The following is a 15991-nucleotide window of genomic DNA, read 5'->3' on the forward strand; positions in this document are numbered from 1 at the left end:
TTTTTAAAATGTAACTAAAACGACGTATAACCTTTCGTTTGAACCAATAGCCGGTTATTTGTCAATGCATCCCTATTAATTGGCCATAAAAGGCGAAATGATTCTGCTACTGGTAATGATGTATATTTATAAACAAAGCTATCGCCCATTCTTCTCAAATCATACCAATATTTCCCCTCGCCAATAAATTCTAATTTGCGTTCTTTTAAAATTGCTTCCATCGGATCGCTGTCTATCTTCTGATTTGGAAAACCAAAAGTACCTTCGTTGTAATTACTTCCAAAAGCTCTTGCTCGAACCAAATTGATTTCTTCTTTGGGGCTTTCACCTAGTAGCACTTTAGCTTCAGCTAACAGCAAGAGTAAATCTGCATAACGATAGATTGGAAAATCATTCGTAAATGCCCGAGATCCAGCATTTTGTTCACCTTGATATTTTTTCAGGAAACAACCGGCCATATTGAATTTTCCTGTTGCATCTTTTGAATAGGCCGCTTGAATAGATGTGTTTTTACGTTGATCCAAATCATTGTAGTCCCGATACGAACGGATACGAGTCGGTGCACGTAATATTCCACCATAGTTTTCAGCAGTTACGGTGAATTTTCTGTTGGAAAGTGAGTCATAATAATTTGCGATAAGACCAGATTGTGGAACGAAATCGGATATAAAACCTAAAGTCGCTTCATTTAATTGATGACGCGCTACAAAAATCATTTCACTATTGCCGCGATTGCTTGAAGAAAATAGACCAGAAAAATCTGATTGCAGAGACAAGGTTAGATTTGATTTTATTTCCGATAAAGCATTTTTGGCTGTTAAAGCGCCATCCTTACCTCCGCCTCGATGTGCATTCCAAAGATTCACTTCTGCTTTAAGCATTAATGTTGCAGCTTTTGACCAATACGATTTTGTATTCTTCACGGAGTAATCTGTTCCAAAAGATGTCAAAGAGCTTTCTAAATCCGAAGTTACAAGTCCTAAAACATCCGAAGCTGGAGAAGCGGCTTTAGCAAGGTTGGTGATATCAATATTTCCAACAGGCTCTGTTTGCAGGACAACATCTCCCCAGGAACGATACAACTGAAAATAGTAGAATGCACGCATTCCATAAGCAATCCCTAAATAGTAACCTTTATTTTGAGCGGTCACAATATCAGTCGTATTAAGTTTGCTGATCAACAAATTTATCTGATTGATGTTTTCGTAAAAAGCGCCGAAATTGCTCACCCCCGGATTATCAAGATCCAAATTATGATTCCACATTCTTTCCAACCCTTGCGGAGCTTCCCCTGTAAAAGACGATGTCGTTCCGGGATCATTGCCAAAGACCTCCCCCTGGTATTCACCCAGAAGTACAAATGCGCGCTCATGATTCCGAAATCTTGCGTGTAAACCACTCACAAAGGAATCAAACTGATCGGCTGTCTTCCAGTAATTCCCATCGCTAATTGTACTCACTGGATTTAACTCTAGATTTTTATTGCAGGAACTTAAGAGGCCTAGTCCCAATACCGTTGCCAAGCTCAAGGTTTTTATATTGATTTTCATCGTTTTCAATTTTTAAGATTAAAAGGATAGTTGAACACCTAGGACATAAGATCTTGGTGTGGGATAAGTACCTAAATATATACCTGTAACCAAATTATTCAGATCTACTGGCGGCTCAGGTGATGGCCCCGAGAATTTTGTGATGTAAAAAAGATTAGATCCGGTAAAATAAATTCGTGCATGCGAAAATACCCGCGATTTTTCGAGCAATGATTTGGGCATGTCGTACGAGAGAGTCAGCTCACGGAGTGCCAAATAATCTCCTTTTTCATAAAACCTCGAATTGTTACTGTTCAATACCGCATTGGCATTGTTTCCACGTGTATAATTCTGTTTGGAACCACCAACCTGATCCGCAAAATAAACCTTTGGAATGTCTGTTATAGTGTTGGTCGGTGACCAAGCTTGCTTTTGCAGCTCAATATAATTGAATGTGCCCTGATAATTACCCAATGTTCTTGCAACAAGATCATTGTAAATCTTATGTCCCAGAGCAAACTCCCAGTTTGAAAAAAGGCTCAGATTCTTATAGCTTAAATTCGTTGTAAATCCGCCCGTCCATTTTGGATTAATATTGCCGATATACACTTGATCACGTGAATCGATAATATCATTTCCATCGACATCCAGCCAATTGACATCTCCAGGAGTAATTCTTCCATTTTTTCCAACAGGAAGATTAGGTCCAGTAATTCCGGCAATATTATCCGTACGGTTTCCGGCAATTGAACTTACCTCAGCATCATCTTTAAATATTGATACTTGTTTATATGCGTAGATATCGCCCAGCGATTGCCCCTCCTGATATCCACCTACCCATTTAACTTGACCCGATGTTGGATCATAGACCTGTAGGCCACCTTGACGATTATTTTCGTTTCCATTATTCGGCAGCTCCAGTATTTTATTTTTAACAAATGCAGCATTGGCGCCAATATTCAAACTAATACCATCGGGATTTCTAAGCACGCGAGCTTGTAAACCAAACTCCAAGCCTTTATTTTGTAAAGTTCCTAAGTTGGTATTTATAGACGAGAAGCCGATATAACTAGGCAGAGTCAGATCTGTTAAAAGGTTTTTAGTTTTTCTATTGTAATAATCGAATAATAAGGTTACACGGTCTTTCCATAAACCTAAATCTAAACCTACACCAGTAGTTTTACTCGTTTCCCAAACCAGATTTCCATTTACAGGCTGTGTATTAAGGTATCCAGCTGTTCCATTATAATTGGTTTGCAAAGAATAAGTTCCCTGGACCTCATATCTGCCTAATCCGTTTATATTTCCGTTTTCTCCGTAACTCAGTCTGGGCTTCAAAGTTGAAATATATTCCGCTAATTTGGTATCCTTAAAAAATGTTTCTTGATGAACATTCCACCCTGCAGAAAGACCTGGGAAAAAGCCCCAACGATGACCATCTGCTAAGCTCGATACACCATCCAAACGATATACGGCATTCAACAGATATTTCCCATCATAATCATAAGCCAAACGTCCCATGGACGAAATAATTCTATATTCAGATTTTGAAGATGTGTTATTTCCAGCCACAAAAACTGTCGAAGCATTGACGGTCGGTATATCGTCTGTAGGCGCATTCTTCCCATACACCTGCATATAATCTGTTTTCGTGTTAAAATATTCCGCACCAAGCATAGCATTCAGATTATGCTTCTCACCAAATGTCTTGGTATAATTTAAAATACCGTTGAACTGTGTTTGGAAATCGCGATTTATATTGCGATAAGCATCTCTTGAAGTACTGCCTATTGTTTCAGGGTTAGAAAACACATTGGCATAGGTTTGGGTCGATTTTTGGAAGAACTCATTCAATACCTCTTTCATATAGGCATTTCCCGAGACTTTGAGGTATAGACCAGGAATAATATCCCATTTTAGGGAACCATTTACGACAATGCGATTCGTTTCATTATTTCTCTCCATACGGCTCAACCAATACAGTGGATTTCCATCATTGATGCCGTTGCCTGGATTGGGCCTCGTCTTCGCCTCATCAACCCAGGGATTGAATGTAGGCCAAATAGCCAAATTCCGATATAATGCACTTATTTCAGATCCGCCAACGCCATATTGAGAAGCAGTTGACAAATTAACCGAGGTTGCTACCTCCAGATTCGGTTTCAGCTTATATGAACCATTTAGATCTGCAGTATATCTTTTATAGTTGGAGCCTACAATGATTCCATTCTCATCATATGCATCAAATGCAGCGAAATATTTTCCTCGCTCGTTACCGCCCGATACATTCACATAATGATCCTTTGTATAGGTATTTCGAAATAAGATATCCTCAACTTCACCCGAATGATCTTTATAAATTATCTGACCACCATACGGATCATCTACAAGTTGCCACCCTTTAGCTAGTAATGGATCCAAGTCAGATGTGTAACGACGAATATCGAACGAAGATAAATTTGCATTATCAGTCAATAATCCCAGTCCTCTGGAGCCATTAGCTGTCTCAATCGTTTTACCTGCATTTAAATAACCCAAGCGCGTATAATAAATGTAATCCCCAGCATTCATGTAACGATACCCGTCACGGCGTTGGTTGAACCCTCCTGTGAACTTATAAGATATATTTGACTGTCCTGATTTACCGGTTTTCGTTGTGATCAAAACCACGCCATTATTTGCACGAGCACCATATATTGCCGTTGCAGAAGCATCTTTTAGAAGTTCGATGGATTCAATATTATCCGAACTCACATCATTCATCTCACGAATAACACCGTCTATCACCACCAATGGTGGGCTAGAACTCTTTATTGATGCTCCACCGCGCAATTTCAACATGGGCGCTGCTCCGGGGGTACCTGATTTGTTCACCACCTGCAATCCAGGCACAGTTCCCTGTAATGCTGTAGCAACATTAGAACGGGGCGTATTTTGCAAAACAGTTTTGTCCACTTTAGCGATAGATCCGGTTACATTTCTCCTATTTTGTGTTCCATATCCCACCACCACAACTTCATCCATTTGCTCAACCTTGGATTCAAGTTTGATATCCAGTTGATTTAATTGCCCAACTTTTACTTCATATGGTCTATACCCTGTAGACGTGATCACTAAAATAGTATTGGGATTGGTACTGATTGAGAAAGTCCCATCGGTATTTGTCTGCAAAGATTGATTGGATCCTTTGATTTTTACAGTCACATTGCCTAGCAATTCCCCTGTCTTTGCATCGGTAATTTTTCCCCGCACCGCATGATCTTGCGCCTGCGCTAAGAGCATATTACCCATCAAAACGGATAGGGTGAGAAGGGTTCGTAATTTTAGGTTTGAATACATATTGGTTTGTATTAAGTATTACATATATACAAATATATAAATAACAAAATGTAAAAAACAAATTTTAATTAAATTATGTATAACATATTAATCGCTTTTATTAATTATCTTTGTCTTAATGCGCCTAATGCGTTATATGTAATATATATGGAACCGAATTCTTCGCTGATAGAACATCTGAATACAATTGATACCTCTTCACTAGTAGATCGTGCGGAAAAAGAAATCATCAATCTTTTTGTCAATCAAGGCTTAAAGGTTGGAGATGCTTTACCTAAAGAAATTGAATTGGCCGAAACCCTTGGTGTAAGTCGTACAGTAGTTCGCGAAGCCATGTTGCGGTTGCGTATGGTTGGATTGATCGAATCAAAAAAACATCGCGGAGCTGTTTTGACAAGTCCAGATCTTATAAAACCCCTACGCAAATCACTTTATCCTACTATCATGGAAAACAAGACCTTACAGGATCTTTTTGAAATGCGTATGGTGCTGGAGGTGGGTATGGCGGATATCCTTTTTGAACATATACAGGAAAAAGACATTGAGGAGCTGGAAGCGATCGTTGCCAAAGAACCTATAAATGCAGATAATACAATTTTCGATATTGAAACTGAAATTGCCTTTCACGGTAAGCTCTATGAAATCACTGGAAATACAATTCTCAAAGATTTTCAGAACATGTTGTTACCAGTTTTTCAGTATGTGCATAGCAGCGGCTTACTAACTAGTCCCAGTTCATCGAAAAGCTTCATCTCACACCGAGGCCTAGTTGATATATTAAAGGTGGGCAATGCCGAGGTTTTTCGAAATGCCATGCGCAAGCATCTTGACAATCATTATCAGCGACTGTTTTTATATAAGAAATCTGTTGGATAATCCCTTTTACGAGATCGATTCACAACACTATAAAAAAGCCCAATCATATGATTGGGCTTTTTCTTTAAAGGGTCTCCACTTGATCCTTTTACTTGGTTATCGTACAATTTGACACTTTGTTATTCAGACAGCAACAGTACAATGATTCCATGCGGAGGAAGAATGAATTTTGTATTCTGACCAAGGTTTCCTTCATCGCGATGAAGCCATAAATCTCTGACGCGATTTTTTGGAGACAAATTCAGCGCTTTAGTATCCAGTTTAAACATCGTTTCCTTGTCTGATCTATTAAGTATTGCAAGTGCTTTACGCTTTGGATCTGCCAGGTCTTTTTTCCATACTTCTACCTCACCCGCTTTAAACACAGCTTGTGCTTGCTTAAAAGCCTTATCCTGATTAAGCGCGATCATTTCTTTGTTCGTCAATATAGCGAGTGTCTCTTTTGAAATTTTACGCAGATCATTTCCGGCCATCAAAGGTGAATTTAACATACACCATATTGAAAAATGTGTTTTATCTTCTTCATGAGTCATTCCATTGCCCACTTGAAGCATATCCATATCGTTATAATGACCTGGAGAGCTATAAGGATAAAGATTACGATTGAGATCAATAATATGCAACACTGAAGCAAAATTTGGTTGTATATCTTGTGAAATACGCCAGGAATCCACTTGTTTAATTGCCCATTCCCCGGGAAATTGCCAGCGGCAAAGATTAAAGCCTACATCTCGACGAACCTTCCTCACTGCTGTTATAATCTTTGTATATTGCTCGCGATCATCCAGTTTCATTTCCAATCCACCACACCAATCCACTTTGATGAAATCAAAATTCCACTCTTTAAAAAATAACTGTGCATCTTGGTCTTCATGACCATACATTCCTACCCCGATGCCTTTTGGATCTTTGTCCCAGATAGAACCACAGGTATTTTTTCCACCTTCCGAATACAATCCAGCTTTTAACCCCTTGGAATGAATGTAATCAGCTAGCGCCCGCATTCCATTGGGAAATTTTGAACGGTCTTCGTAAAGTTTTCCCGCTTGGTCACGCCCCCCGAAATACCCGTCATCCACGTTGATATAACTGTATCCCGCATCGTGCAAGCCAGTCGCGACCATGGCATCTGCCTGCTCCCGAATCAACTTTTCATCAATATGGATCCGAAAGCTATTCCAGCTGCTCCAACCCATTATTGGCGATTTTGCCTCTTGACACAACGCTTTTAGACTCCAAGCACCTACTAAAGCTCCTAAAAGTATACCCTTAAATAATAACTTAAATCCCATAATTGTAGTATAAAAAAAGATCTTATCTCTCTTTTATTTTCATTTTAATCCGCTTCAAAAATACATAGAGACAATGATATGAAAAAGTAAATTCAATCACTTAATTATTTTATGTAATACATAATAATCATTATCTTAGTCAGCGTTATCACCATCGTGAAATTTACACTATTTTCAAATAGCATAGCTGAAAAAAGCTTGATACATTCAATTTAAACCAAAAACACAATGAAACTCAGGATCTTTTTATTTGCCGTAATCGCAACACTTCTCTATAAAAATGCTTCTGCACAAAAAAAGCCTAATATCATCATCATTATTTCCGATGATCATGCCTATCAAGCAATTGGTGCCTATGGTTCGAAATATGGGAAAACACCACAAATAGACCGCATCGCTGCTCAGGGTGCGCTATTTAAAAATGCCTTCGTCAACAATTCCATCTGCGGGCCATCCAGAGCGACATTATTAACGGGTAAATACAGCCATAAAAATGGATTCAAAGACAATGAAACTTCTGAATTCGACTTTAGTCAGGATCTTTTTGTGAAACAGCTCCAAAACGTAGGTTACAATACCGCTTGGGTGGGTAAAATTCACTTAGGAGACAAACTGCAGGGTTTCAACTATTATGACATTCTTGTTGGGCAGGGAACCTATTTTAATCCAGATTTTATCAGCAAAGAGGGTCGCAAACGCACTCAAGGGTATGTATCTGATATCGTAACCGAAAAAGCTATTGATTGGCTCGATACGGTAGACGCTGATAAGCCATTTTGTCTAGTCATCGGTCATAAAGCCACACACCGTACCTGGATGCCAGATCCAAAGGACTTCGGCACCTACGATACTGTAAATTTCACCTTACCCGCTACTTTCTACGACAATTACCAAAGTAGGTCGGCAGCAGCATTGCAGGAAATGTCCATTGACAAGGACATGAAAATGGGCTACGATCTCAAAATGTTCAATTCGTTGGAAGACATGATGGCCGACGGTAACTTCAAGCGGATGGACCAAGCTCAAAAGGATAGCTATATCGCCTATTACCGGCCCATTTATGAACAACTAAAGCAAGGTAATTTGACGGGCAAGCAACTTGCAGAATGGAAGTTCAGACGTTATATGATTGATTATCTCAATACTGCCCAATCTATGGACCGCAATATAGGAAAAGTACTAGATTATCTGGATCAAAAATCACTCGGTGAAAATACAATTGTAATCTATCTTTCAGACCAAGGTTTTTATATGGGTGAGCATGGTTGGTTCGACAAACGTTGGATGTATGAGGAATCTTTTCGTACCCCAATGGTCATGCGGTACCCAGCCCTATTACGCGCAAACTCAACCATAAACGCTAAAATTGTCAACGCTGATATCGCTCCCACGTTATTGGAGTTAGCTGCTATCAAAAAACCGAAAGACATGCAAGGTGAATCTTTTGTACATGTCCTGAAAAATAACAAAGAGGAACATCGAAAAGATCTTTTCTATCATTATTTTGAAAATGGAGAACATGCCGTGAGCCCCCATTTTGGTGTTCGTGATGACCGTTATAAATTGATCCGCTATTATAAACGAATCGAAAATTGGGAACTCTTTGACCTTCAAAAGGACCCCAATGAACTCCATAATGTCTACAAAGATCCTGCCTATCAAAGCGTCGTCAAACTGATGAAAAAGAAACTGATCACACAAATGCGCCAATTTGATGACAAAGAAGCAGAAGCTATTTACAAAATCAACATCGACTAATTATGCCATCAGGGTATCCGATCTATTGGATGCCTTTTTTTATTGCTATACGTTTCTTCAAGATGTTTATTGAAATGCTGCCTATATAGTTAAGTCCAATAGGCTCATTGTAAATAGGTTGTTTTGCAGACACATAATCTTAAAAAAATTGTAATAAATAGAATCCGCAATCGATTGTCTTATAAATAAATTTTCATTTATAGTATAATTTTCATTTCTTTAATATAGTATTAAAATGGTTTACATAAAATCATTTTAATCACCAATATAGCCAAGATATGCGTACTTAATTTTATGAAAATTTACTTATTTTTAATTTTATTACTCATCACAAATATAGTTCTAGGTCAATCGAAGGGCAAAGTTCTTGGGACTGTATTTTCTCAAAATGCGGAACCATTAGAAAAAGCAACTGTAACGATTCTCAATTCAAAAGACTCTTCCGTAGTTTCCTACCTCCTTACTGACACAAAAGGTAAATTTGAATTTGTTAAAATTCCCACAGGGACCGCATTAACGCTTTTTATTTCACATGTCAATGCAAATCCTTTTCGTAAGGAATTTACTATACCTAACGGAGAAAATTATGATTTCGCTCACTTAAAGCTCGACTCGAAAAGCCTCGATGAAGTAGTCATCAATATTGTTCCCCCCGTACGGATGAATAAAGATACGTTAGAATATAACACCAACTTCTTCAAAACTCGTCCAAACGCCAACGTAGAGGAATTGCTCAAAGAACTACCTGGTCTTCAGGTTAATATGGATGGCTCTATTTACTATCAAGGGAAAGAGGTTTCAAAAGTAAAAGTAAACGACAAGGATTTCTTTTCGAGTGACGTACGTATTGCCACACGAAATTTGGATGCTTCTCTTATCAAAACAGTACAGGTGTACCGTGATAAGGGCGAAACAAAAAAAGATAACGAAGACGAAGATAAACTGCCGATTACGATTAACCTAAAATTTAAGAAAGATTTTCTCAAGGCCAGTTTTGGTAAACTTTATGGTAGTGCAGGTACAAGGAGCAGGTATGAGGCCGGTGGTTTATTCAATACATTTAAGGACACACTACAGCTGAGTTTCCTCGGTTTTGGAAATAACATTAACCGCCAGAGTTTTGATTACAATGAATTGAACCAAGAAGCTGGACTTGGACGTGCCGAAAACTATGGATTTGATAATTTTGGAGGTAGGAACTATTCGGGTAAAGCCAACGATATTGGCTTGGGCTTTAATCTCAACAATGACTGGGGAAAGAAGACCAAGCTGAACATCATGTACATGCTGAAATATAATAAAGCTGAAAATCAAAATACCGGCAATCAAATCTCTTTATACGATCAGGAAAAACAATATTCAGCATCCGATTACCAGCAACAGGAGAAATCTGTAGGGCATAATCTCAAAACCCTCCTCCGACATCGCATGGATACAACAGCCTATTTTGAATTTACACCGAATTTGGGTATCAATTCAAAAAACAATTCAACCTTCGGAATGAACCGTTCCTATACGGATCTCAAAAAACTAAATGACGCAACAGGTACGGGCGGAAATAAGGAAAATACGCTGAACTATTCACATGGATTCTATATCGAAAAACAACTCAATAAAAACCACATCGTATCTTTTAGAAATACGATTTCCATCAATACAAATGAAAAAACCGATACCTCCTTCCAAAACACCTATATATATGACACAGCTAAGCCGCGGACTAGTTTATGGTATAAAAACCGAACACAAAATAATTCCAACAACCTATATTTCAGTGCAGCCTATTATAATAAAATAATTAAAAAACTAAACTTTGACTACTACTTCACCTATGTTACTAACCGCCAAGGGCCACAGGAAAGTGTATATATCAACCGCGATAGCACTGGAGAGATGCATGCAGCTCCTTATGAAAATAGCTATCGTTACAAATACCAGGATTATATTACGGGTATTATATTTTACTGGAGACCGACCAAAGATTTTAACGTAAAATTTGGAACAGCCTATCAAGTAAAGGCAAATCATTTTGATTTACTTAAAATCAACTCTGTCGAGAAATCATCTTTAGGCTACTGGTTGCCCAATATTAATATCCGTTATAAAGATCTAAACCTCGGCTGGTATAAAGATCTCGAGTCCCCCGAGCTTTATGGAATTCAGCAGCTCGTCTTGGATTTAAATCCGTTATATACACGAAAGACATCCTTTATATTCAACAATATCGAAAAACAGAATGTCAGTATATCATACTATAAGTATACCTCGAAATTGCAGTTTAATGTAAATGGAAATATCAATTATGTCAATAACAGCATCGGATCCCGTAGCTGGCGAAACAACAATACAGGACAAATGACCACCCAGATGTTTCTCGCTGGCTCAAAATATAACTATAGTGCCTATACTTACCTGAGATACAACCTAAAAGCCAGTAAAAATTGGTCATTCTATCTATCGCAAAACAACAATTTCTATACCTATGAAAATTATAGTTCCATCAATGATGTTGATAATAAAGGAACCAATATAGGGATCAATGCCAGCCAACAATTTTCCGCGACATGGAAAAACCTAGTGACGATATCACCACAGTATACCTATTCTTGGAACAAGAACATAAATTCGGTAAAAGATAACACCGACTTTATTGAATCAACTTATTCAACCCGTAAAATTGGTGCAGGATTGAATATTAATCCGATCCACGGATTTTCGCTGGAATCAACATACTCCTTAGATAACCGGGCCAGTGGATTAAGCGGCAGAAAAAACTACCATATCCTAAATGCGTCAGTCTATTATACCTTTAAAAATAATTCACAGCTAAAACTGACCGGTTTTGACATATTGAATCAGAATACCCAAAATTATTGGGGCAGTCAAGGAAACGTAACATATTTTGGGAATTCACTTACATTGAAACAATATTTTATGTTGGGCTACATCCATAAATTTAATATTATCAAAACAAAGAAATAGATCAGGTAAAGAGCTGAACCTTGTTTATAACAACAATAAAAATGATCATTACAATCTTTCAATATTCGATATCTTACTTTTCATTTCTTCAAGTTCAGTACGTGATAAACGTTGCTTTTCAGAATAGCTATCTGCATGTTGCTCGCGCAATTTGCGTAGACCCTTTCGGCTATCCGCTTCATAATCGTTTAGGTCAAAGGTGACAGAGTCGGTCGTTAAATTGGCGATACGATAAAGCGTACGCATCGTTTTTCCATCTTTTGTATAGGAAACCTCATACACATCACCAACCTTTGGATCTTTCAGGTATTTTTCCTTCTTTTTTGCACCGTAAATTCCTGCTATAACAATAGCAGATACAAAAAGCCCAATCAGAACTAAGCCCGCAAAATATCCAAAAGGTGTTTTACGGATAGCTCCCGAAGATATGGCATGAAGTGTTTGTGGGTTGATTTCACGTTGGTAACTCAACTTTTTGCAATGATTGCAAATGGTAATGACCTCCGAACTATAGGGAAATATGGGTATCCAAAAAACATGGAAATATTTAATTTGCCTGTATGCAAAAAGGGATTGAACTGTGCCACAATAATCGCAGTTTCCGATTGCCGATTGCGATTTATTAGCTAAAACTTTTGTTCTTGTGCCAAAAATAATCATCGTGTTAACGTTTTAATTTACTATCATGGAGACACAAGAACATTGCCCTTTCTTATTCGAAAATACGAGGATTTACAATCCGTGCGTTGTTGTTTACGATTCGCACCTATCAATCAATATACTGATAGGCAACATATTGCAAATAACACAAGAAGGCGTTCCGGAAAAAAAACTTGATAACTCAGCTACTCCTTTCCTATAACGATGGCATCTCATCATTCTGACTCAAAAATTACAAAAAACATAAAAACAAAGTATAGTTATCAGGTAGATTTTATATATTTGCATTAACATTTTTTAACACATGAAACAACATACAGATAATATCCTTAAAAAACGAATGTCCTAAGGGGATGTTTTTACAGGTAAATTTCAAATATCTCCTATAACCCAATTCAAACAATAAACTCACTATTATAATTAGTATGGCAAAAAACAACATAAATTTTGTCGTAATGGCCGCGCTTTGTCTTAGTACTGGCGCACTATACGCACAAACCACTATAAAAGGAAAGGTAGTCGACAACAATAACAATCCTATTCAAGGGGCTACAGTTACCGAAACAAACAGTAAAAAACAGGTTCAAACAGATGCAAATGGACTATTTGAGTTCCCTTCGACCGGAAGCTCACTTAACATCAGCATTCAATATATTGGCTTTGAAACTAAGACTGTTCAAACCAATACCACAGGTTTCACCACGGTTCAACTTCTGCCAACGACTTCTCAACTGGACGAAGTTGTTGTGACGGCATTGAATATCTCGAAAGAAAAAAAGACATTGGGATATTCTATTCAGGAGCTGAAAGGAAAGGATCTTTCCGAAGCAAAAGAAAGTAATTTAGTCAACTCACTTGCTGGAAAGGTTGCAGGTGTTCAAGTCACAAATAGTCAAGGTAATATGGGGTCTTCCCGGATTATTATCCGTGGAGAAACATCAATTGCAGGAAATAATCAGCCACTATTTGTGATCGACGGAACCCCCGTTGATAATTCCCAGTTGGGTACGAGCGGTAATCGGGATTATGCCAATGCAATCTCAGACATCAACAGTGAAGATATTGAATCGATCAGTGTACTAAAGGGGCCCAATGCTGCTGCATTATATGGTTCAAGGGCTGCTGCCGGGGTAATTTTGATTACGACAAAATCTGGAAAAAAACGCAAAGGACTTGGAATAAACATCAATTCAAATAATACAATCGAACGACTCGCCGTTTTACCCGATTATCAAAATGTTTTTGGACAGGGTGCCGATGGAAAATTCAGCTATGTAGATGGCAAGGGCGGGGGTATCAATGATGGTGTGGACGAAAGCTGGGGTCCAAAGATGGACGGCAGACTGATTCCTCAGTTTTATTCCAATGGTGAAGCCGTGCCATTCGTAGCACACCCGGATAACGTCAGGAGTTTCTTTGGTACGGGAAGAACCTTAAATAATGGCATTTCAATTGCCGATGCGACTGAGAAGATTGATTATCGTTTCTCCTATAATAACAGCAATCAAACGGGGATTATTCCCAATTCTTCCATTGAAAAAAATAATTTCAATATCAATACCCGTTATAAAATCACAGAAGATCTAACGCTTACTGCCAATGCAAACTATGTGCGTACGAATTCTGGTAATTTACCTGGTGTAGGTGGTTTCCGTTCTAATGGTTACATGTTACAATTTACGTGGTTTGGAAGACAAGTGGATGTTTCGCGTCTAAAAAATTATCGAGATGCTAACGGCAATCTAGTCAATTGGAACAATAGTTATTATAGCAACCCTTATTTCATTGCGGAAGAGAATACGGTTCAGCAGCAACGCGACCGCATTTTTGGCAATATTGGTTTAAACTATAAAATCAATAAGTATTTGACGGCAAACTTCCGTACGGGTAACGATTATTATACGGATCGTCGCAAAATTAGGATCGCATATGGCACGAATGGTACGCCGTATGGATCTTACGAAGAGGACGCATACACAGTAAATGAAAATAACACAGAGTTTACGCTGAATTATAACCGTCCCCTTTCCAATGACTTCACATTGGATATCCTAGGGGGCGGAAACATACGAAGCCAGTCCCGACAAAGGAATAACCAGAAGGCACCGCGTTTGGCAGTGCCAGATGTATATACACTGGCAAACTCGAGAGATGCTTTGATTTCAACAGGTGAATATAGTCCGTTGAAAGCCTACAGCATTTTTTCTTCCGCGCAATTGGGTTATAAAAATTATGCCTTTTTGAATTTGACGGCACGTAATGATTGGTCTTCAACCCTACCTGTTGACAATCTATCTTATTTCTACCCATCAGCAAATGCAAGTATCGTACTGACAGATGCTTTCTCCATTCAAAGCAATGTACTCTCTTTTTGGAAATTACGTGGAGGATGGTCTAAAGTAGGTAAAGATACCGATCCGTTCAACTTGATCGATTCTTATCTTTTTAGTGCTCCTTACGGAAATAGTCCACAATTATCAGTCAATGACATCAAGAAAAATCCAGATTTAAAACCGGAAACAACAACCTCTACTGAATTAGGTACCGAGTTGGCATTCCTCAAAAGTCGGGTACGTTTGGATCTAAGTTTATATAATATCAATAGTATCAATCAAATCCTAAGCGTCGATGTGAGCCCTTCAACTGGTTACAAAAAACAACTAGTCAACGCCGGAAAAATCAACAATAAAGGGTTGGAAATTCAACTTGGAGTTACCCCGATAAAGAAACAGGATTTTCAATGGGACATCAATGTAAATTTTGCTACAAATAAAAGTAAAGTGGTAGAATTAGACGATGCTGGGTTACTACAAAGCTATACGATCGGTTCTTCGGGAACGGTACAGGTTTTGGCTGCAGTTGGAAAACCTTATGGAACTCTCTACGGAACCGGATTTTTAAGAAATGAAGCTGGACGTATTATTGTCAATGCAGATGGGACACCTGCTACTGACCCTGTCAACCATTATTTTGGAAAATTTACACCGAACTGGTTAGGAGGAATTACCAATCAATTCCGTTACAAAGATTTTGATCTGAGCTTTTTGATCGACATCAAACATGGTGGAAAACTGTATTCTGGCACGAATGCCACAGGTACAGGCACAGGGGTATTAGCCTCTACCCTTCCTGGAAGAGATGCTGAACATGGTGGCTTAAGCTATACCGTGAACGGTATAACATACGATGACGGTATTATTGCAGATGGTGTTAATGCAGATGGCTCAGAAAACACAAAAGTTGTTTCGGCACAACAATATTATAAAACATTATACAGAACCAATGAAGCAAATGTATTCGATGCGTCTTATGTCAAATTACGCGAAGTAAAATTAGGCTACCAATTACCTAATCGCTGGATTTCCAAAATTGGTTTTCAGGGAGCATCTTTCTCTTTAGTAGGTCGTAATTTGTGGATTATTCATAAGAATGCCCCCAATATTGATCCGGAAACAGCTTTTAATACAGGAAATGCCCAAGGTTTGGAAAGTTTGCAATTGCCCACTACGAGAAGCTTTGGTTTCAATTTGAACCTGAAGTTTTAAGAAAATGGAA

At 38.3% G+C, this 15991-nt stretch carries 8 protein-coding genes; 4 read left to right on the forward strand and 4 right to left on the reverse strand.

What is annotated here, in order from left to right; translation table 11 throughout:
- Positions 1-14: 14 nt before the first annotated feature.
- A complete protein-coding gene (gene nanU, locus A9970_RS14880; RefSeq protein WP_182982851.1) occupies positions 15-1550 on the reverse strand; it encodes a SusD family outer membrane lipoprotein NanU in 1536 nt (511 codons plus the stop codon).
- Between the two features lie 18 nt (positions 1551-1568).
- Complete coding sequence (locus A9970_RS14885) at positions 1569-4868, reverse strand: TonB-dependent receptor (RefSeq protein ID WP_259655403.1); 3300 nt, start codon at positions 4866-4868, stop codon at positions 1569-1571.
- Positions 4869-5015: 147 nt separating this feature from the next.
- Here A9970_RS14885 and A9970_RS14890 point away from each other — a divergent pair, with 147 nt between their 5' ends.
- Positions 5016-5744 carry a FadR/GntR family transcriptional regulator gene (locus A9970_RS14890; protein WP_182982852.1) on the forward strand — a complete coding sequence of 243 codons (729 nt, stop codon included), beginning with the start codon at positions 5016-5018 and terminating at the stop codon, positions 5742-5744.
- A gap of 119 nt (positions 5745-5863) precedes the next feature.
- Here the strand turns inward: A9970_RS14890 and A9970_RS14895 are convergent, their stop codons facing one another.
- Positions 5864-7036, reverse strand: coding sequence for a glycoside hydrolase family 27 protein (locus tag A9970_RS14895; protein WP_182982853.1), 1173 nt, complete (start codon positions 7034-7036; stop codon positions 5864-5866).
- 228 nt (positions 7037-7264) lie between these two features.
- On the opposite strand from A9970_RS14895, the gene A9970_RS14900 reads away from it, so the two are divergent.
- Together A9970_RS14900 and A9970_RS14905 are read left to right on the forward strand one after the other, a co-directional pair.
- Positions 7265-8794, forward strand: a complete 1530-nt coding sequence (locus A9970_RS14900; RefSeq protein WP_182982854.1) for a sulfatase — start codon at positions 7265-7267, stop codon at positions 8792-8794.
- A 294-nt stretch (positions 8795-9088) separates the two neighbouring features.
- Positions 9089-11776, forward strand: coding sequence for a carboxypeptidase-like regulatory domain-containing protein (locus tag A9970_RS14905; protein WP_182982855.1), 2688 nt, complete (start codon positions 9089-9091; stop codon positions 11774-11776).
- 48 nt (positions 11777-11824) lie between these two features.
- Here the strand turns inward: A9970_RS14905 and A9970_RS14910 are convergent, their stop codons facing one another.
- A complete protein-coding gene (locus A9970_RS14910) occupies positions 11825-12247 on the reverse strand; it encodes a hypothetical protein (protein WP_409079951.1) in 423 nt (140 codons plus the stop codon).
- A 614-nt stretch (positions 12248-12861) separates the two neighbouring features.
- Here A9970_RS14910 and A9970_RS14915 point away from each other — a divergent pair.
- Positions 12862-15981 (forward strand): SusC/RagA family TonB-linked outer membrane protein, encoded by a 3120-nt coding sequence (locus A9970_RS14915; protein WP_182982857.1) that lies wholly within the window; start codon positions 12862-12864, stop codon positions 15979-15981.
- Positions 15982-15991 lie beyond the last annotated feature (10 nt).

It is taken from the genome of Sphingobacterium sp. UME9 (genome assembly GCF_014170215.1).
In the GTDB taxonomy this organism is placed as follows: domain Bacteria; phylum Bacteroidota; class Bacteroidia; order Sphingobacteriales; family Sphingobacteriaceae; genus Sphingobacterium; species Sphingobacterium paramultivorum.